Genomic DNA, 19069 nt, shown 5'->3' with positions numbered 1-19069 from the left:
AGGCATCTGCCCAGGTCAGAGGCGTACGGCCGGTGATTGTCAGTGGCGTGGTGCACCGTGGAAACACATCCCGGCCGAGCGCTCGGGATGTGCCGAGACGTGCCGGCCGAGCCCGGCCGATATCGAGGGGGATCGCCATGACCGTTTCCGTCGAAACGACCGAGAAGAGCGCCGCGCCCGCGGGGGAGCAAGAGGGCGCCGCGCAGGCGCTGCGGCCGCACGCGGAGGACGCCTTCGCCGCCGAACTCGCGGCGCTGGCCGCCCAGGACGACCGGCCGCGCCCCGCCCGCTGGCGCCTCTCACCATGGGCCGTCGCCACATATCTGCTCGGCGGGACGCTGCCCGACGGCACCGTCATCACGCCGAAGTACGTGGGGCCACGCCGCATCGTCGAGGTCGCCGTCACGACGCTCGCCACCGACCGCGCCCTGCTGCTGCTCGGCGTCCCCGGCACGGCGAAGACGTGGGTCTCCGAGCATCTCGCGGCCGCTGTCAGCGGTGACTCGACGCTGCTGGTGCAGGGCACCGCGGGCACGCCCGAAGAGGCGATCCGCTACGGATGGAACTACGCACGCCTGCTCGCCCACGGGCCGAGCCGGGACGCACTCGTGCCCAGCCCCGTCATGCGCGCCATGTCCGAGGGCATGACAGCGCGGGTCGAGGAGCTGACCCGTATCCCGGCCGACGTGCAGGACACCTTGATCACGATCCTGTCGGAGAAGACCCTGCCGATACCGGAGTTGGGCCAGGAGGTGCAGGCCGTCCGGGGCTTCAACCTGATCGCGACGGCCAACGACCGGGACCGCGGGGTCAACGACCTGTCGAGCGCACTGCGCCGCCGTTTCAACACGGTCGTGCTGCCGCTGCCCGAGAGCGCGGAGGCCGAGGTCGACATCGTCTCGCGCCGCGTCGACCAGATCGGCCGCTCCCTCGATCTGCCGGCCGCGCCCGAGGGGACGGACGAGATCCGCCGCATCGTCACGGTCTTCCGCGAGCTGCGCGCCGGCGTCACCGAGGACGGGCGTACGAAGCTGAAGTCGCCGAGCGGCACGCTGTCCACGGCCGAGGCGATCTCCGTCGTGACGAGCGGGCTCGCGCTGTCCGCGCACTTCGGGGACGGGGTGCTGCGGCCGTCGGACGTCGCGGCGGGCATCCTCGGCGCGGTCGTGCGGGACCCGGCCGCGGACCGGGTGATCTGGCAGGAGTACCTGGAGGCCGTGGTGCGCGAGCGCGACGGCTGGAAGGACTTCTACCGCGCGTGCCGGGAGGTGAGCGCGTGAGTGCTGTGAAGGGGCGGGGGCCGCTCCTGCTCGGGGTGCGGCACCACGGGCCGGGGTCGGCCAGGGCGGTGCGGGCGGCGCTCGACGCGGCCGGGCCGGTGGTGGTCCTGGTGGAGGGGCCGCCTGAGGCCGACGCCCTGGTGGCACTCGCCGCCGACGAGGGCATGGTGCCGCCGGTCGCGCTGCTCGCGCACGTCGTGGACGAGCCGGGGCGCTCCGCGTTCTGGCCGCTGGCCGAGTTCTCCCCGGAGTGGGTCGCGATCCGGTGGGCACTGGAGCGGGACGTGCCGGTCCGCTTCATCGACCTGCCCGCCGCACACAGCCTCGCCCTGCGTGAGGAGGCCGAATCCACGGAGGAGCCCACGGAGGAGCCCGCGGCCGGGGACGCGGACGGCGAGAGCGTCAGGGAAGCCGTCCGCATCGATCCGCTCGCCGTGCTCGCCGACACGGCGGGATACGACGACCCGGAGCGCTGGTGGGAGGACGTCGTCGAGCACCGGGGCGCCTCGGGGGACGCGTTCGCCCCGTTCGAGGCGCTCGGCGAGGCGATGGGGGCGCTGCGGGAGGAGTACGGCGACGGCGGGCACGGGCGGGACCTCGTGCGGGAGGCGTATATGCGCCTTCAAATCCGGGCGGCGCAGAAGGAGTTCGCGGACGGAGTCGCGGTGGTGTGCGGGGCGTGGCACGTGCCGGCGCTGCGCACGAAGACCACGGTCACTGCCGACCGGGCCCTCCTCAAGGGGCTGCCCAAGGCCAAGGTCGACATGACCTGGGTGCCCTGGACGCACCGCCGCCTCGCCCGGTCCAGCGGTTACGGGGCCGGTATCGACTCGCCCGGTTGGTACGGGCACCTGTTCGGCGCCCCGGACCGGCCGGTCGAACGCTGGATGACCAAGGTCGCCGGGCTGTTCAGGGACGAGGACCGGATGGTGTCCTCGGCCCACGTCATCGAGGCCGTGCGGCTCGCGGAGACGCTGGCCGCGATGCGGGGCCGCCCGCTGGCCGGGCTTACCGAGACGACGGACGCGATCCGTGCCGTCATGTGCGAGGGATCGGACGTTCCGCTGTCCCTCGTCCACGACAAGCTCGTCGTCGGGGAAGTGCTCGGCGAGGTCCCGGACGCGGCCCCCGCCGTGCCGCTGCAACGCGACCTCACCCGGCTCCAGCGCTCCCTAAGGCTCAAACCAGAGGCGCTGGAGCGGGAGTTGGAGCTCGACCTGCGCAAGCCGACGGACGCGGAGCGCAGCCGGCTTCTGCACCGCCTCCGTCTCCTCGGCATCGCGTGGGGCGAGCCGGCGCGGTCGGCACGCGGCACGACCGGCACGTTCCGCGAGACCTGGCGCCTGCGCTGGGAACCCGAGCTGTCCGTACGGGTCGCCGAGGCCGGGGTCTGGGGCACGACGGTCCTCGCGGCCGCCACCGCCAGAGCCGAGGTGGACGCGATCGGCGCGCCCGCCCTCGCCGACGTCACCGCCCTCGCCGAGCGCTGCCTCCTCGCCGAACTGCCGGACGCCCTCCCGGTGGTGATGCAGGTGCTGGCCGACCGCGCCGCCCTGGACTCCGACGTCGGGCACCTCGCCCAGGCGCTGCCCGCACTCGTCCGCTCCCTGCGCTACGGAGACGTACGCGGCACGGACACGCGGGCGCTGAGCGAGGTCGCGGCGGGACTCGCCGAGCGCGTCTTCGTCGGCCTGCCGCCCGCCTGCACCGGGCTCGACGCGGACGCGGCGGCCGAGATGCGCGGACACGTGGACGCGGTGCACGCGGCGGTCGGACTCCTGGACGGCGACGGACCGGCCGGTCACCGGGACCGCTGGCACTCCGTACTCGGGGTGCTCGCCGGACGCGACAGCGTGGCCGGGGTGATCCGGGGGAGATGCGCGCGACTGCTGCTCGACGAAGGGCAGTTGGCCGACGGTGAGGCCGCGCGGCTGATGGGGCTCGCCCTGTCGCCCGGCACCGGGCCGGGGGAGGCGGCCGCGTGGATCGAGGGGTTCGTGGGCGGCGGATCCGGCGGCGGCCTGCTCCTCGTACACGACGAGCGGTTGCTCGGGCTTGTGGACGCGTGGCTGACGGGGGTTCCGGCGGACGCGTTCACGGATGTGCTGCCGCTGCTGCGCCGCACGTTCTCCGCGTACGAGCCCGGGGTGCGGCGGACACTCGGCGAGCTGGTGCGGCGGGGGCCCGCGGCGGCGGGGACGGGGGCCCTGGGAGCGGCGCCGCCCGGGTTCGGGGAGGGCCTCGACCCGGAGCGTGCTGACGCGGTGCTGCCCGTGCTGCGGCTGCTGCTCGGGAGCGACGACAACGACCTTGTGGGGGTGGCCTGATGGAGACCGAGCAGAGGGACCGGGCCGGCGAGCAGGCCCGCGACGAGCGGATGCGGCGCTGGCGGCTCGTGCTCGGCGGGGACGCGGCCGACGGCACGGGCTGCACGCTCGGCGGGCAGGACGCGGCGATGGACGGCGCCCTGACCGCGCTCTACGGCAGAGGGGACGGGAAAGAGGGGCGCGGACGGGAGCGTTCCGCGGGGCTCGGAGCGTCCGCGCCGTCCGTGGCCCGCTGGCTCGGCGACATCCGTACGTACTTCCCGTCCTCCGTCGTCCAGGTCATGCAGCGCGACGCCATCGACCGGCTCGGCCTGTCCGCGCTGCTGCTCGAACCCGAGATGCTGGAGGCCGTCGACGCCGACGTGCATCTCGTCGGCACGCTCCTCTCGCTCAACAAGGCGATGCCGGAGACGACGAAGGAGACCGCGCGCGCCGTTGTGCGCAAGGTCGTCGAGGACCTCGAGAAGCGCCTCGCCACCCGCACCCGCGCCACACTCACCGGCGCGCTCGACCGCAGCGCCCGCATCAACAGGCCCCGCCACCACGACATCGACTGGAACCGCACGATCGCGGCCAACCTCAAGAACTACCTGCCGGAGTACCGCACGGTCGTCCCCGAGCGCCTGATCGGATACGGCCGCGCGTCCCAGTCGGTGAAGAAGGAGGTCATCCTCTGCATCGACCAGTCCGGTTCGATGGCGGCCTCCGTCGTGTACGCCTCCGTGTTCGGTGCCGTGCTGGCCTCGATGCGGTCCATCAACACGCGGCTCGTCGTGTTCGACACCGCGGTCGTCGACCTCACCGACCAGCTCGACGACCCGGTCGACGTCCTGTTCGGCACCCAGCTCGGCGGCGGCACCGACATCAACAGGGCGCTCGCGTACTGCCAGTCCCAGATCACCCGGCCCGCCGAGACCGTGGTCGTCCTCATCAGCGACCTCTACGAAGGGGGCATCCGGAACGAGATGCTGAAGCGGGTCGCCGCGATGAAAGCCTCCGGAGTCCAGTTCGTCACGCTGCTCGCGCTCTCCGACGAGGGGGCTCCCGCGTACGACCGGGAGCACGCGGCGGCGCTCGCGGGCCTTGGGGCACCGGCGTTCGCGTGCACGCCCGATCTCTTCCCGGAGGTGATGGCCGCGGCGATCGAGAAGAGGCCGTTGCCGATACCCGACGAGGGCGGTCCGGGCACCGGTGCGGCGTAAATCCGGACATGACTACCCATCGGTAACAGGGGGCTTGCGCAACCTCGGGAGTCCCGTGCAAGGATCGACGCGGCTTCGTGGATCCGGCATTCGGGTCCATGAGCCCAAGCACTCACGCATCCACGCGTCCCTCGTACCGGAGGGTTCACCCGGCCTTGACTTCCTCGGTCGCTCTGCCTGCTGCCGCTCTGCGCTTCGTGCGCGAAGCGGCCGGTCGGCGTGCGCTGGACGTCGCGCTCCGGGTGACGTTGCTGGTCGGCGGCCTGATCGCCCTCGGCCTGCTCTGCGGAGGAAAGGCGCACGCGGCGGAGGGAGTGCTGCCGCCGCAGGACGGTGTGGGCGACCACGCCGTTCACGCGCCGGCCGCCACGGACGTTGAACCCGGCTCGGCCACATCGGCTGCGCCCGGCTCGACCGGTGTGACCGAGCCCGCCTCGGCTCGTGCGGCCCAGCCGGCCTCGGCGCACGTGGCCCGGCCGGAGCCTCAGGTTTCCCGGTCGGCCGGCCCGCGCTCGGCCCAGCTGACCGGTACCCAGGCCGCTACCCGGCCCGGCACCCAGCCGGACACGCAGGCCGACCCCCGGCCTGCCGTAAAGCCTCACACCGAGCCCCACTCCGGCCTCCGCACCGACCTCCCCGCCAAGCCCGCCGCCGGCGTCCCGGCAGCCCGGTCCGCCGCCGACCTCTCCGCCGCGCTCCGCACCCCCGTCACGACCGTCGTGCACCCCCTCGTACAGGAAGTGCGGGACGTGCGGGACGGGCGAGGAGCGCAGGCGGCCCAGGTCGTACAGGTGGTCCGGGAGGTCGTCCGGCCCGTCGGCGAGCTCGCGCTGAATGTCGTCAGTGGGCTCACGGCCGAGACCCCGCCCCCGTTCCTCACCTTCCCGCCGTCGCTGCCGGGGCTGCCGGGGCTGCCCGGCATCCCGGGTCAGCCGGGCACGTCACCAGGCACACCCGGCCCCTCCGGGGACGGCACGCACCCGGCGCCGGGCACCCTGCCGCACACGGCCACCGCCCACAGCGGTGACCAAGCGCGTCCCGAGGCCCGCGAAGAAGCCGCCCCCGGCTTCGTCCTCGCCCCCGCCCACGGCGTGACCGCACACGCGACGGCCGCCGAGGCAGGCCGTACGTCCACGCCCGCGCCCGCCTTCCCGAGCGGCAGCACCGCCGGGCAGTCGGCGGGCGACGGCAGCGGCTCGCGGCACAGCGATCTCGCCGCGGCCGCGTTCGGCAGCGACGCGACGGCCCGGCTGCTGCCCGGGGCCACGGCCCCGGCCCACACCGCGCCCACCCGCGACAGATACCGAGACATCCCCGAATTCCCCGGCTAGGGCAGCCCTTCCCCGCACGTGACCTGCCGCGCGGGGGCGGAACAGGTCTGCCCGCCGACCGGACGACTCCGGCCGTACGCCACCGGCCCACCCGTGGACACCTCCAGCACCTGGACACCTCCAGTACTTGGACACCTCCAGCACCTGGACATCGCCAGCGCCTGGACGTCTCTCCAGCACGGGGCCGGAATCCAGAATTCGAAGGATCTGACGCAAGCATGAACAAGAACATCCGCCGCTCGATCGTCATAGCCGCCGGTGTCTCGAGTGCCTGGGCACTCGGTTCCGCCGTGGCCAGCGCCGACGAGCTGCCCGCCCACTCGCTGGCCGCCCCGGACGTGGCCGCCGACCTCCAGGGCACCGTCTCGCACGTCGAGGGCACGGTCTCGCACGTCACGGGCACCGTCGACGGCGTCACCCACGGCACCGTCGGCGCCGTCACCGGCAAGGCCGAGGGCGTTGTCACGGGCGCGACCGGCAAGGTCCAGAGCACCGTGGCCGGCGCGACCGGCAAGGCTCGGACGACGGCGTCCGGCGCCGCCGCCACCGCCCAGGGCGCCACCGCCCAGGGCACCGCCGCCCAGGCGACCCACAAGGCCGGCGTGGACCAGGGCATCGCCCAGCACGCCGACACCCGGGTCGCGGACGCCGCCGCGCACGCCAAGGAGCAGGCCCGCAACTACGTCGAGGGCATCGCGGGCATCGCCGACACGGCGCGCAACGCCGCCGCCCAGGCCGCGGCCCACGGCACGACCGCCGCCCACGGCACCGCCGTACAGAACGCCACCGCCTACGCCGGCGCCCACGCCGCCGACGCGCAGCACGGCGCCACGCAGGACATCGACTACCTGTTCGGCCCCCTGTCGGCCTTCGTCCCCGGCGTCGGGCAGACCGCCGAGCAGACCCTCGCCGGCGCGCAGAGCCAGGTCCGCGGCCAGGTGCAGAACCAGGTGCAGAACCAGGTCCAGACCCACGTCACCCACGCCCAGGGCATCGCCGCCCAGGCGTACGGCACCGCCACCCAGGCGCCCGGCTACGCGCAGGCCGCCCCGGCCGCCGTCTCCGGCATCGCCGCCGGTGCGACGACCGCAGCCGGCCCCGTCGTCGACGAGACCGCCGCCTCGGTCCTGCCCCCCATCGCCGCGACCGCCGTGCACGGCGTCGTCCCGGTCGCCGGTCAGGCCGTCGGTGACGTCGGCACGCTCGCCGGCGGAGTGGTCGGCGACGCGACGCCGTTCGCGGGCGGTGTCGTCAGCCACGTCACGCCGTTCGCCCAGGCCGTCACCGGTGAGGACGTGCAGCCGTTCGCCCAGTCGGTCGTCGGCAACGACGCCCAGCCCTTCGCGCAGTCCCTCGTCACGAACGACGTGCAGCCCTTCGCGCACGGTGTCGTCGACGCGGTCCAGCCGCTCGTCCAGACCGTCGTGGACCACGTGCAGCCGGTCGTGCAGGGCGTCGGCGGCAGCGCCACGTACCTGGCGCAGGGCGTCACGCACGACGTGCAGCCGTTCGCGGGCGGTGTGGTCGGCGACGTGACGCCGTTCGCCGGTGGCGTGGTCGGTGACGTGACGCCGTTCGCCGGTGGTGTCGTCGGCGAGGTCTCGCCGTTCGCGCAGGGCCTGACCGGCACCGTCACCGCCGACGTGCAGCCGCTCGCCGGGAACGCCGTCAGCGGCGTCCAGGGCGTGGCCACCTCGGTCGCCCCCGGCTACGTCTCGGACGCCACGCACACCGCCACCGGCGGCTTCGGCATCTGACATGGACGCGGGCGGCCCATGACAGGGCGAGGGCCGCCCGCCCAGGACCCTCACCGGTTCGGCGGCAGGGCACGCCATGTCTTCGCGCCGTTCCTCCGAGAGCACATCAGGGGCCTCACCGGCCTTGCCCCAGGCCGGTGGGGCCCCTTTCTGTGACCGTTATCACCGCCCAGGTGTGAGATGTGATTTAGGGACCCCGGGTGAGCGGCGATAACCTGCGAGACGGACATGCCGCGTACCGGACTCCGTCCTACGCCCTCCTTGTGACAGCGCAGTCACGTTGCCCTCCGCGGCACGCCCACGCAGACAGCTGACCGCAATGCAGCAGATCGCAGCGAGATCACGGAAAAGGGACGGACGCGCGTGGACCTGTTCGAGTACCAGGCGAGGGACCTCTTCGCCAAGCACGGTGTACCGGTGCTGGCCGGTGAAGTCATCGACACGCCTGAGGCGGCGCGCGAGGCCACCGAGAAGCTGGGCGGCAAGTCGGTCGTCAAGGCTCAGGTGAAGGTCGGCGGCCGCGGCAAGGCCGGCGGCGTCAAGCTGGCCGCCTCCACCGACGAGGCCGTGCAGCACGCCACCAACATCCTCGGTATGGACATCAAGGGCCACACGGTCCACAAGGTGATGATCGCCGAGACGGCCCCGGAGATCGTGGAGGAGTACTACGTCTCCTTCCTCCTGGACCGCACCAACCGCACCTTCCTCTCCATCGCCTCGGTCGAGGGCGGCATGGAGATCGAGGAGGTGGCGGCCACCCGTCCGGAGGCCGTCGCCAAGACCCCGATCGACGCCAACGAGGGTGTGACCCCCGAGGTCGCCCGTCAGATCGTCGCGGACGCGAAGTTCCCGGCCGAGGTCGCCGACCAGATCGCCGAGATCCTCCAGACCCTGTGGAAGACCTTCGTCGCCGAGGACGCCCTCCTCGTCGAGGTCAACCCGCTCGCGAAGGTGAAGTCCGGCAAGGTCATCGCCCTCGACGGCAAGGTCTCGCTCGACGAGAACGCCGACTTCCGCCAGCCCGAGCACGAGGCGCTCGAGGACAAGGCCGCAGCCAACCCGCTCGAGGCTGCCGCCAAGGCCAAGAACCTCAACTACGTCAAGCTCGACGGCGAGGTCGGCATCATCGGTAACGGTGCCGGTCTGGTCATGTCGACCCTGGACGTCGTCGCGTACGCCGGTGAGAACCACGGCGGCGTGAAGCCGGCCAACTTCCTCGACATCGGTGGCGGCGCGTCCGCCCAGGTGATGGCGAACGGCCTGGAGATCATCCTCGGCGACCCGGACGTCAAGTCCGTGTTCGTCAACGTCTTCGGTGGCATCACCGCTTGTGACGAGGTCGCCAACGGCATCGTCCAGGCCCTCGCCCTCCTCGCCGAGAAGGGTGACGAGGTCACCAAGCCGCTGGTCGTGCGACTGGACGGCAACAACGCGGAGCTGGGTCGCAAGATCCTCAGCGACGCCAACCACCCGCTCGTCCAGCGTGTGGACACCATGGATGGCGCGGCCGACAAGGCCGCCGAGCTCGCAGCTGCGAAGTAAGGAAGAGGGACTCAGACCACCATGGCTATCTTCCTCACCAAGGACAGCAAGGTCATCGTCCAGGGCATGACCGGTGCCACGGGCATGAAGCACACCAAGCTCATGCTGGGCGACGGCACGAACATCGTCGGCGGCGTGAACCCGCGCAAGGCCGGCACGTCCGTCGACTTCGACGGCACCGAGGTCCCGGTCTTCGGCTCCGTCGCCGAGGCGATGGAGAAGACGGGCGCCAACGTGTCCGTGCTCTTCGTCCCGCCGGCCTTCTCCAAGGCCGCCGTCGTCGAGGCGATCGACGCCGAGATCCCCCTCGCCGTCGTCATCACCGAGGGCATCGCCGTCCACGACTCCGCCGCCTTCTGGGCGTACGCGAAGTCGAAGGGCAACAAGACCCGCATCATCGGCCCGAACTGCCCCGGTCTCATCACCCCGGGCCAGTCGAACGCCGGCATCATCCCGGGCGACATCACGAAGCCGGGCCGCATCGGCCTGGTCTCGAAGTCCGGCACGCTGACGTACCAGATGATGTACGAGCTCCGTGACCTCGGCTTCTCGTCCGCCGTCGGCATCGGTGGCGACCCGGTCATCGGTACGACGCACATCGACGCGCTCGCCGCGTTCGAGGCCGACCCCGACACCGACCTGATCGTCATGATCGGTGAGATCGGCGGCGACGCCGAGGAGCGCGCGGCCGACTACATCAAGGCCAACGTCACCAAGCCGGTCGTCGGTTACGTCGCGGGCTTCACCGCCCCCGAGGGCAAGACGATGGGTCACGCGGGCGCGATCGTGTCCGGTTCTTCTGGCACCGCACAGGCCAAGAAGGAGGCCCTCGAGGCTGCCGGCGTGAAGGTCGGCAAGACGCCGACCGAGACGGCCAAGCTGGCGCGCGAGCTGCTCACCAAGTAGTTCCGTCCGCGGCTTTCGGTTCCCGATCGCCGTGACATCAGTCGGGCCCGCACCCCTTTGGGGGTGCGGGCCCGCTGTCGTTCCCGGGCGCGCGTTTCAGCCGGCCTCGGGCGCCAGGCGGTGCGGGCCGCCGCGGCCCGAACCGCGCAGCGTCGCGCGCAGCTTCTTGTCCGCCTGCGAGAGCGGGCCGGGCCCCATCTGCGGCGGCACCCCGCTGATCACGGCGCCGGGTGCTGGCACCGGCTCGTATCGGGTCGGCGCGGTGCGCAGGGTCAGGGCCGTCGTGCCGATGATCAGGACCGTGAAGGCGATGGCCGAACGCGTCCAGAAGCGGGTCCGCCGCTCGCCGTCCGTGCGGACCAGCGTGGACTTGGGGGCCTGGAGCTTCTCGGCGCCCGCGAGTTCGGCCAGTCGCTCGTGCAGCCGCTCTGGCTTGGCGAGGACGGGCAGCTTCTCGGCGACGGCCTCGCGCGCGTGCAGCAGCCGGTTCGCCGCCGCGGGCGTCGTGGCCTCGGTCTCCGCAGCCGTCTCGGGCAGGCCGAGCCCGATCCCGTCGTACAGGAGCAGGGTGCGTCTGTAGGCGGGCGGCAGGCTCAGGAGTACGTCGAGCAGCGCGCGGTCGGCGGCGTCGGCGGGCGGTGCCTCGGGGCGGCGGTGGCTCGGGCGGAGGCGGTGCCAGGGCGACATGGCGTACTCGTGCGCGGCGGCCCTGACCCAGCCGGCCGGGTCGCGGTCCACGGCGACCTCCGGCCAGCGCTGCCACGCGAGTTGGAACGCTCGCTCGACGGATTCCCTGGCGAGGGTGCGGCGGCCGGTGAGGAGGTACGTCTGGCGGACGAGGGCGGGGGCCGTGTGGGTGTAGAGCCGGTCGAACGCCTCGGCGGCGGTCTTCGGGGGCCGCGTGGGGTGCGGACAGTTGACGGGTTCGGCGGTCCGGACGGGCGGCTGCACGAACTCCACGCTGCGAGTCAGTGGTGCGGAACCGTGACGTCCGGCGGAACGGCTGTTCAGCGACGGGGGCGCCACGGTGCCGGCCGGCGCGTGCTCCGCCTCGACGCTCGCCAGGAACGTCGCGTACGCCGTTCGCTTGCGGCCTTTCGGGGTGGAGCGGCCGGCTTCCCAGGAGCGGACCGTTTCGCGGGTGACGCCCACCCGCTCGGCGACCTGAGCCTGGGACAGCGACTTGGATTCGCGGAGCCTGCGACGCTCCCTGGGGGGCGGCAGAGGGGTGGCGGGGGGCTGCGTCATAGGGAACTCGACACACCCTTTCGCGCGAAAAAGTACATAAGCGTATCTTGAGCGACACATCCGGGGTTCGCCTGTTACGCCACTTAAGCGCGTGTCGTTGGGAGCATGGCCGGGTGACCCGAACGACTGACCGCGGCCCGACGCTGCCGCTCCTGCTCGCCCACGTGCGCGAACGCTCCCCGGGCCCCGTCGGCTGCCTGCTCGGCGGCGCCCTCGCGGCCGGTCTCGGGCTCGGCGCGTCGGCCGTGCTCGTCATGGTGCTGTGGATCAGCTCGCCGTACCCGGACAGCGGACCCGGCGGGGCGCTGCACGCCGCCGCCGCGCTGTGGCTGCTCGCGCACGGCGCCGAGGTCGTCCGGACGGACACGCTCTCCGGGACGCCCGCGCCGATCGGCGTCGCGCCACTGCTCCTTCTGGTGCTTCCGGTGTGGCTGCTGCACCGCGCGGCGCGGGACGCGGTGGAGGGCGAGGACGAGGGGGACGCGCCGCGGGTGCCGGTGCGGGTCGCATGGTGCGGGGTCGTCATCGGGTATCTCGCGGTCGGCGGCGCCGCCTCGTACTACGCGTCCGGCGGTGAGCTGCGGCCGTCCTGGCCGAGCGTCGCCGCCCATCTGACAGGCGTCGCCGTGGCCGCCGCGGGCGCCGGGATCTGGACGGCGCACGGCCGCCCCCGCACCCCGCTCCCCGCACCGCTCCAGCACCGCCTCGACGCCCTCCCCGACGGCCTGCGCGACACGTTGGTACGCCGTCTGCTGCCCGTCGGCGCGCGGGCGGCGGCCGCCGGGGTGCTCGTGCTCGTGGCGGGCGGGGCGCTGGTCGTGGCGGGGTCGCTCGTGTGGCACCAAGGGCTTGTGCGGCACTCGTTCGAGCAGCTCACGGCCGTGTGGTCGGGGCGTCTCGCGGTGCTTCTCCTCGCCGCCGCGCTGGTCCCGAACGCGGTGCTGTGGGGCGCCGCGTACGCGCTGGGGCCCGGGGTCGCGCTCGGCGGGGGGAGCGTGGCGGGGCCGCTCGGGGTGACGGCGGGGCCGATGCTCCCCGAGTTCCCGCTCCTGGAGGCGGTGCCGGCGCCGGGGCCCGGAACGCCGCTGACCTGGTCGGTGGCGGCGGTTCCGGTCCTGGCCGGGTGCACGGTGGCGTGGTTCGTGACGGGGGCGGCGGCGCCCCGGCACGGTGAGCGGGACGAGGCGTGGTCGCGGGGGGACACGGCGCTCGCGGCCGTCGTCGCGGCGGTGCTGTGCGGGCTGGCCTTCGCGGGGCTCGCGGCGGCTGCGGGCGGGCCGATGGGCGTCGCGGGGCTCGCGTCGTTCGGGCCGGTCGGCTGGCTGACGGGGCTCGCGGCGGCGGGGTGGACGGCGCTGGTGGGCGTACCGATGGCGCTGGGCCTGCGCGCCTGGAGGCTCCGGACGCCGCGCGCCGAGAAGGTCCAAGAGGCCGGTGACGTGTACGAGGTAACCGGCGATCAGGCGCCCGCGGCGGACGAGGAGCAGGGGAGTGCGGGCCGGGGAATGTCCTGGCTGCGGCGCCCCCGGATCCCCCTCCCGAAGGGCCTGCTGCCGAGGCGGCGCGGGGCGGCGGGGCCGGACGCGCAGACCGAGCCGGACGACGACGCGGCCTTCGAGCCGTACGACTTCTTCCCGGCGGACCCGTTCACCGCGGACCCGTTCGGGGCGACGACCTTCGCCACGGACCCGTTCCCCGCGGAGCCCTTCGCAACGGACCCGTTCCCCGCCGAGCCCTTCGCCGCCGACCCGGTGAGGACGGCGGCGAAGGCGGAGCCGGCGGCGGAAGCGGAGCCCGTAAAAACAGACCCGCCGGAGACGAACTAGCTGCGCGCCCCGATCAGCACGCGCAGTTCCTTCGGCAGCTTCTTGTCGCAGGCCTGCCTGGACGTGTTCGTCAGCGCGTCGTTCACGCACGTGAAGTAGTCGCTGTAGACGAACTGCGCCGTGAACATCGCGGCGACCAGGGCCAGCGCGAGCGACCCCGTCACGAGGCCGCTGACCGCCGCCGTGGTCTGCGGCTTCGGGCCCGGCGCGGCGGCGGGCGCCGGCTTGTCCGGGTCCGGCGTACGGGGCTTGGCGCGCAGCGCGACGATGCCCCAGTACAGGGCGAGCGCGCCGAGCAGCAGGGCCACGTAAGGCCAGCTGAACAGGGCGAAGAAGAAGCCCCACATGCCGCAGAGCAGGGCGTAGCGCGCGTGGCGCTGGGCGGGGTCCGACGGGTCCCAGCGCATACCGGGGCCGGGGCCCTGGGGGCCTTCGGGGCCGCTCTGGCCGCCGTGCTGTCCGGGGCGGTCACCGAAGCGGCCGCCGCCCTGGGCGCGGCCCGGCTGCCGGTCGCTCCACTGACCCCACGGCGACTGTCCGCCGTTCGACGAGTCGCCGTTGTCGTCGTCCTGGCCGCTCTCGGGGCTGCGCGGCTGCCAGGGGCGGTCGGGGGAGCCCTCGGGCGGCGGTGCGAACGGGTTGTCGTCCTGGGAGGACCGCGCGCGTGACTTGCGCGATTTCGCGGACGACCGGGAGGGTTCGGCGGATTCGGGCGGCGCGTCCTGGGGCGGGGGAGGCGTGGGACGGCCTTCGCGCAACAGGATGGAGCCGGCGGGCAGCGGCAGGCGGAGGCTTCGGTCCGGCATCAGGTGTGCGTCTTCCCCTAGGTCGATCGTGGCGCGGCTGCGTACGAGCCCGTCCTCAGATGAACGTCCCGCGGGCGGGCGGCGTTCCTTCGGTCGGCGAATCCGTCACAGACGCTACCTGTCGGCCGTGCCCCCGTCCCGTGGGGGCCGTGCCATGTGCCGGTATCGTTGCTGACGGTCGCCCGCTTCGTAGGGTTCCCCGTATCGGGAACCATGAAGCTTTCGTACGACCGCACAAACGCAACCCCGAGAAAGGCCCTCGCTGTGGCCAAGCGGCTCGTCGTGCTGGTCTCCGGATCAGGCACGAATCTGCAGGCTCTGCTCGACGCCCTCGCGGCGCAGGGCGCGGAGGCCTACGGCGCCGAGATCGTGGCCGTCGGCGCCGACCGTGACGACATCGCCGGCCTCGAGCGCGCCGAGCGCGCCGGGCTCCCCACCTTCGTGTGCCGGGTGAAGGACTTCGCCACCCGCGAGGAGTGGGACAAGGCGCTCGCCGAGGCCACCGCAGCCTACGAGCCGGACCTCGTGGTCTCGGCCGGGTTCATGAAGATCGTGGGCAAGGAGTTCCTCGCCCGCTTCGGCGGGCGGGTCGTGAACACGCACCCCGCCCTGCTGCCCAGTTTTCCCGGAGCCCACGGTGTGCGCGACGCCCTCGCGTACGGCGCCAAGGTCACCGGATGCACCGTCCACTTCGTCGACGACGGCGTCGACACCGGCCCGATCATCGCCCAGGGCGTGGTCGAGGTCAGGGACGGGGAGACCGAGAGCGCTCTGCACGAGCGCATCAAGGAAGTCGAGCGCACGCTGCTCGTCGATGTCGTGGGGCGCCTGGCCCGCAACGGCTATCGCATTGAGGGACGAAAGGTAGTTATCCAGTGACCGCCGAGAGCAACAAGCGGCCCATTCGCAGGGCGCTCGTCAGCGTCTACGACAAGACCGGTCTCGAAGACCTCGCGCGCGGGCTGCACGAGGCGGGCGTCGAGCTGGTGTCGACCGGCTCGACCGCTGCGAAGATCGCCGCCACCGGGGTTCCCGTCACCAAGGTCGAGGAGCTCACGGGTTTCCCCGAGTGCCTCGACGGACGCGTCAAGACCCTGCACCCGAAGATCCACGCGGGCATCCTCGCGGACCTGCGCCTCGAGGACCACCAGCGTCAGCTGGCCGAGCTCGGCGTCGAGCCGTTCCAGCTCGTGATCGTGAACCTCTACCCGTTCCGGGAGACCGTCGCCTCCGGCGCGACCCCCGACGAGTGCGTCGAGCAGATCGACATCGGCGGCCCCTCGATGGTGCGCGCCGCGGCCAAGAACCACCCGTCGGTCGCCGTCGTCACGAGCCCGGCCCGCTACGCCGACGTCCTCGCGGCCGTCCGCGACGGCGGCTTCGACCTGACGGCCCGCAAGCGCCTCGCCGGCGAGGCCTTCCAGCACACCGCGGCCTACGACGTCGCCGTGGCGAGCTGGTTCGCGGACGACTACGCGGCCGCCGACGAGTCGGGCTTCCCCGAGTTCCTGGGCGCCACGTACACGCGCAAGAACGTCCTGCGCTACGGCGAGAACCCGCACCAGGGCGCCGCGCTCTACGTCGACGGCACCGGTGGTCTCGCCGAGGCCGAGCAGCTGCACGGCAAGGAGATGTCGTACAACAACTTCACGGACACGGACGCCGCGCGCCGTGCCGCGTACGACCACGAGGACCCCTGCGTCGCGATCATCAAGCACGCCAACCCGTGCGGCATCGCGATCGGCGCGAACGTCGCCGAGGCGCACCGCAAGGCGCACGCGTGTGACCCGGTCTCCGCGTACGGCGGCGTCATCGCCGTGAACCGTCCGGTCACCAAGGAGATGGCGGAGCAGGTCGCCGACATCTTCACCGAGGTCATCGTCGCGCCCGAGTACGAGGACGGCGCGCTCGAGGCCCTCACCAAGAAGAAGAACATCCGCGTGCTGCGCGCCCACCAGGGCCCGACGGCTCCCGTCGAGACGAAGCAGATCGACGGCGGCGCGCTCCTCCAGGCCGCCGACCGCCTCCAGGCGGACGGCGACAACCCGGCGACGTGGACCCTCGCCACGGGCGACGCGCTGACCCCGGGCGAGCTCGACGAGCTGGCGTTCGCCTGGAAGGCGTGCCGCGCGGTGAAGTCCAACGCGATCCTGCTCGCCAAGGACGGCGCCTCGGTCGGCGTCGGCATGGGCCAGGTCAACCGCGTCGACTCCTGCAAGCTGGCCGTCGAGCGGGCCGGCGAGGAGCGGGCGCGCGGCTCGTTCGCCGCGTCGGACGCGTTCTTCCCGTTCCCGGACGGGCCGCAGATCCTGATCGACGCCGGCGTGAAGGCGATCGTCCAGCCCGGCGGTTCCATCCGTGACGAGCAGGTCGTCGAGGCCGCCAAGAAGGCGGGCGTGACGATGTACTTCACGGGGACGCGGCACTTCTTCCACTGAGCCGCACCGATCGAAAACGGCCGCGGGCCATGCCTTCCTGCAAGGAGGGCACGGCCCGCGGCCGTTTTTCAAGCGATGCTCGAACTGCCGAACTCGCTCAGTAGCGCGGGCGGTTGAACCACGCAGAGGCCTGCGAGTTCACCATGGAGCCGAGGATGATGCCGGCGATGGCGAGCGAGATGAGGCCGCCGAAGGTGCCCGAACCGCCGCCGCCGTTCACGGTGTTGACGAGGCCGCCGAGGATCATCAGCGACGCGTACACGATCGTCGTGACGCGGATGCCGCTGCCGCCGGACTTGAACTTGACGCCCAGGAAGATCGACAGGGCGCCGAGAGCCACCATGAGGGCGGCGACGAGGAACCCGAGCCCGGCAAGGGCGTTGGTGTTGCCGCCCGAGCCGACGCCGTTCGAGATGTCCTGGGCGGCGCCGACGGCGATGCCGGCGACGATGCCGATCAGGAGCTGGAGGCCGGACATGATGAAGAGGAGCACGCGGGCGGTCTTCATGAGACCGGGCATCTCCATCGGCATCGCATTGCCGCCCGGGAAGCCGGGGTACGCGGGCTGGCCGGCCGGCGCGCCCTGCGGGTAGCCGTAACCGGGCTGCTGCGGCTGGCCCTGGGGGTAGCCGTAGCCGGGCTGCTGCGGGGGCTGCTGGGGCGGGTAGCCGGGCTGCTGACCCTGCGGCGCACCGTAGGGGTTGTTCGGGTCGCCGAAGCTCATGGGCTGTTTCCTCCGTTGCATGATGCGGGCGCGACGTGCGGCACCAAGCGGAGGGGATTTCTACAGAGCGGTCGTCCCCCCGGTACTGCCCGCGGCACTGTTGCCGCTCATCGTTCTTTAGCCAGACCTTATTTGTCCAGCCGCATTCCCTATGCGTTGTGGAAGTGCAACAACGGTGATCAAGCTGAGACGACCGGATTGGAACCGGGACGGTGCCATCCGCGAAGATGGGGCCCATGACTGCCCAGATTCTCGATGGCAAGGCCACCGCAGCCGCGATCAAGTCCGATCTGTCCGCCCGCGTGGCGGCCCTGAGGGAGAGGGGCGTCACGCCCGGTCTCGGTACCGTTCTGGTCGGTGAGGACCCGGGCAGCCAGAAGTACGTCGCGGGCAAGCACCGTGACTGCGCCCAGGTCGGCATCGCCTCCATCCAGCGCCACCTGCCCGCCACCGCCACGCAGGAGGAGATCGAGGCGGTCGTCCGCGAACTGAACGACGACCCCGCCTGCACCGGCTACATCGTCCAGCTGCCCCTCCCCAAGGGCATCGACGAGAACCGCATCCTGGAGCTGATGGACCCGGCCAAGGACGCGGACGGCCTGCACCCGATGAACCTCGGCCGCCTCGTCCTGAACGAGCCGGCCCCGCTGCCCTGCACCCCCTTCGGCATCATCACGCTGCTGCGCGAGCACGGCGTCGAGATCAACGGCGCGGAGGTCGTGGTCGTCGGCCGCGGCGTCACCATCGGCCGCCCGATGCCGCTGCTGCTCACCCGCCGCTCCGAGAACGCCACCGTCACCCAGTGCCACACCGGCACCCGTGACCTCGCCGCGCACCTGAAGCGGGCCGACATCATCGTCGCCGCCGCCGGTGTGCCGCACCTGATCAAGCCCGAGGACGTGAAGCAGGGCGCCGCCGTGCTCGACGTCGGCGTCTCGCGCGACGAGAGCGGCAAGATCGTGGGCGATGTGCACCCGGGCGTCGCCGAGGTCGCCGGCTGGATCTCCCCGAACCCGGGCGGCGTCGGCCCGATGACCCGCGCCCAGCTCCTCGTGAACGTCGTCGAGGCGGCCGAACGGAACGCGAACGGTGTCGCCTGACGCCGGCACGGGCACCCCGGAAGGGGCCGGGGACGCGGTGGGCGCCCCCGGCGCCGACGGGGAGCCCGCGCGTACCTCGCGCCGGTTCCCGCTCGTCACCCACGACACCGCGCGCCCCGAGGGCGGCGGCCGCGCGGCCCCGGGCGACGCCCCGGCACCGGCCCGGCAGTGGCCGATCATCGCGGTGATCTCGCTGGTGGCGCTCGGGCTGCTGCTCACCGCGTTCGACGCGTTCCGCGTGGGGACGCTGCTGGTCGGCATCGCCCTGATCGCCGGTGCGGTGCTGCGCTGGACGCTCCCGTCCGTCGGAATGCTCGCCGTCCGCTCCCGCTTCACGGACATGGTCACGTACGGGTTCCTGGGCGTCGTCATCGCGATGCTCGCGCTGATGGTGCAGCCGAACCCGTGGCTGGTCATCCCGTTCCTGAACGACACGCTGCACTTCACGATCAGCTGACCGCACACGCGCGGTACGCGACGAAGACAGGCGGCCTCGGCGCGTGCGGCCCGGCGTCGATGATCGGGTTCGACTTCGCGCGTCCGGCGAACCCGCCGGAGCGGCAGGGCACGGCGTCGGGGATC

At 72.7% G+C, this 19069-nt stretch carries 15 protein-coding genes; 12 read left to right on the top strand and 3 right to left on the bottom strand.

Annotation, left to right across the window (positions count from 1 at the left end; translation table 11 throughout):
• Positions 1 to 137: 137 nt before the first annotated feature.
• From ABZ893_RS24440 to sucD, 7 genes are all read left to right on the top strand, one after another.
• Positions 138 to 1280, top strand: coding sequence for an AAA family ATPase (locus ABZ893_RS24440; RefSeq protein ID WP_361407310.1), 1143 nt, complete (start codon positions 138 to 140; stop codon positions 1278 to 1280).
• Positions 1277 to 3607, top strand: coding sequence for a DUF5682 family protein (locus ABZ893_RS24435; RefSeq protein ID WP_361407308.1), 2331 nt, complete (start codon positions 1277 to 1279; stop codon positions 3605 to 3607). The genes ABZ893_RS24440 and ABZ893_RS24435 overlap by 4 nt, the downstream gene beginning before the upstream one ends.
• Positions 3607 to 4809, top strand: coding sequence for a VWA domain-containing protein (locus ABZ893_RS24430; protein ID WP_361407306.1), 1203 nt, complete (start codon positions 3607 to 3609; stop codon positions 4807 to 4809). The genes ABZ893_RS24435 and ABZ893_RS24430 overlap by 1 nt, the downstream gene beginning before the upstream one ends.
• 155 nt (positions 4810 to 4964) lie before the next feature.
• Entirely contained in the window at positions 4965 to 6140 is a 1176-nt protein-coding gene (locus ABZ893_RS24425; protein ID WP_361407304.1) for a hypothetical protein, read from the top strand.
• A gap of 218 nt (positions 6141 to 6358) precedes the next feature.
• On the top strand, positions 6359 to 7897 hold the full coding sequence (locus ABZ893_RS24420; protein WP_361407303.1) for a hypothetical protein: 1539 nt from the start codon (positions 6359 to 6361) through the stop codon (positions 7895 to 7897).
• A gap of 363 nt (positions 7898 to 8260) precedes the next feature.
• On the top strand, positions 8261 to 9439 hold the full coding sequence (sucC, locus tag ABZ893_RS24415; RefSeq protein ID WP_361407301.1) for an ADP-forming succinate--CoA ligase subunit beta: 1179 nt from the start codon (positions 8261 to 8263) through the stop codon (positions 9437 to 9439).
• A gap of 21 nt (positions 9440 to 9460) precedes the next feature.
• Positions 9461 to 10345 carry a succinate--CoA ligase subunit alpha gene (sucD, locus tag ABZ893_RS24410; RefSeq protein ID WP_361407299.1) on the top strand — a complete coding sequence of 295 codons (885 nt, stop codon included), beginning with the start codon at positions 9461 to 9463 and terminating at the stop codon, positions 10343 to 10345.
• A gap of 96 nt (positions 10346 to 10441) precedes the next feature.
• Here the strand turns inward: sucD and ABZ893_RS24405 are convergent, their stop codons facing one another.
• A complete protein-coding gene (locus ABZ893_RS24405; protein WP_361407297.1) occupies positions 10442 to 11593 on the bottom strand; it encodes a helix-turn-helix domain-containing protein in 1152 nt (383 codons plus the stop codon).
• 113 nt (positions 11594 to 11706) lie between these two features.
• Between ABZ893_RS24405 and ABZ893_RS24400 the strand changes: the two genes are divergently transcribed.
• The gene (locus ABZ893_RS24400) at positions 11707 to 13419 is read left to right on the top strand and encodes a DUF6350 family protein (RefSeq protein ID WP_361407295.1); all 1713 of its coding nucleotides are present in this window, start codon (positions 11707 to 11709) and stop codon (positions 13417 to 13419) included.
• Here ABZ893_RS24400 and ABZ893_RS24395 read toward each other — a convergent pair.
• Positions 13416 to 14225 carry a hypothetical protein gene (locus ABZ893_RS24395; protein ID WP_361407293.1) on the bottom strand — a complete coding sequence of 270 codons (810 nt, stop codon included), beginning with the start codon at positions 14223 to 14225 and terminating at the stop codon, positions 13416 to 13418. The two genes, ABZ893_RS24400 and ABZ893_RS24395, sit on opposite strands and share 4 nt — an antisense overlap.
• 213 nt (positions 14226 to 14438) lie before the next feature.
• On the opposite strand from ABZ893_RS24395, the gene purN reads away from it, so the two are divergent.
• The gene (purN, locus tag ABZ893_RS24390) at positions 14439 to 15104 is read left to right on the top strand and encodes a phosphoribosylglycinamide formyltransferase (protein ID WP_361407291.1); all 666 of its coding nucleotides are present in this window, start codon (positions 14439 to 14441) and stop codon (positions 15102 to 15104) included.
• On the top strand, positions 15101 to 16663 hold the full coding sequence (purH, locus tag ABZ893_RS24385; RefSeq protein WP_361407289.1) for a bifunctional phosphoribosylaminoimidazolecarboxamide formyltransferase/IMP cyclohydrolase: 1563 nt from the start codon (positions 15101 to 15103) through the stop codon (positions 16661 to 16663). Before purN ends, purH begins: the two co-directional genes overlap by 4 nt.
• Positions 16664 to 16760: 97 nt before the next feature.
• On the opposite strand, the gene ABZ893_RS24380 is transcribed toward purH, so the two are convergent.
• On the bottom strand, positions 16761 to 17387 hold the full coding sequence (locus tag ABZ893_RS24380) for a hypothetical protein (RefSeq protein ID WP_361407287.1): 627 nt from the start codon (positions 17385 to 17387) through the stop codon (positions 16761 to 16763).
• A 236-nt stretch (positions 17388 to 17623) separates the two neighbouring features.
• Between ABZ893_RS24380 and ABZ893_RS24375 the strand changes: the two genes are divergently transcribed.
• Positions 17624 to 18487, top strand: coding sequence for a bifunctional methylenetetrahydrofolate dehydrogenase/methenyltetrahydrofolate cyclohydrolase (locus ABZ893_RS24375; protein ID WP_361407286.1), 864 nt, complete (start codon positions 17624 to 17626; stop codon positions 18485 to 18487).
• 37 nt (positions 18488 to 18524) lie between these two features.
• Complete coding sequence (locus ABZ893_RS24370; protein WP_361407777.1) at positions 18525 to 18944, top strand: DUF3017 domain-containing protein; 420 nt, start codon at positions 18525 to 18527, stop codon at positions 18942 to 18944.
• Positions 18945 to 19069: the final 125 nt, after the last annotated feature.

The sequence above is a fragment of the Streptomyces sp. NPDC046821 genome (assembly GCF_040645335.1).
Lineage (GTDB): Bacteria > Actinomycetota > Actinomycetes > Streptomycetales > Streptomycetaceae > Streptomyces.
Note: the sequence above shows the minus strand (reverse complement) of the source record. Positions and strands in the feature narration are given on the sequence as shown.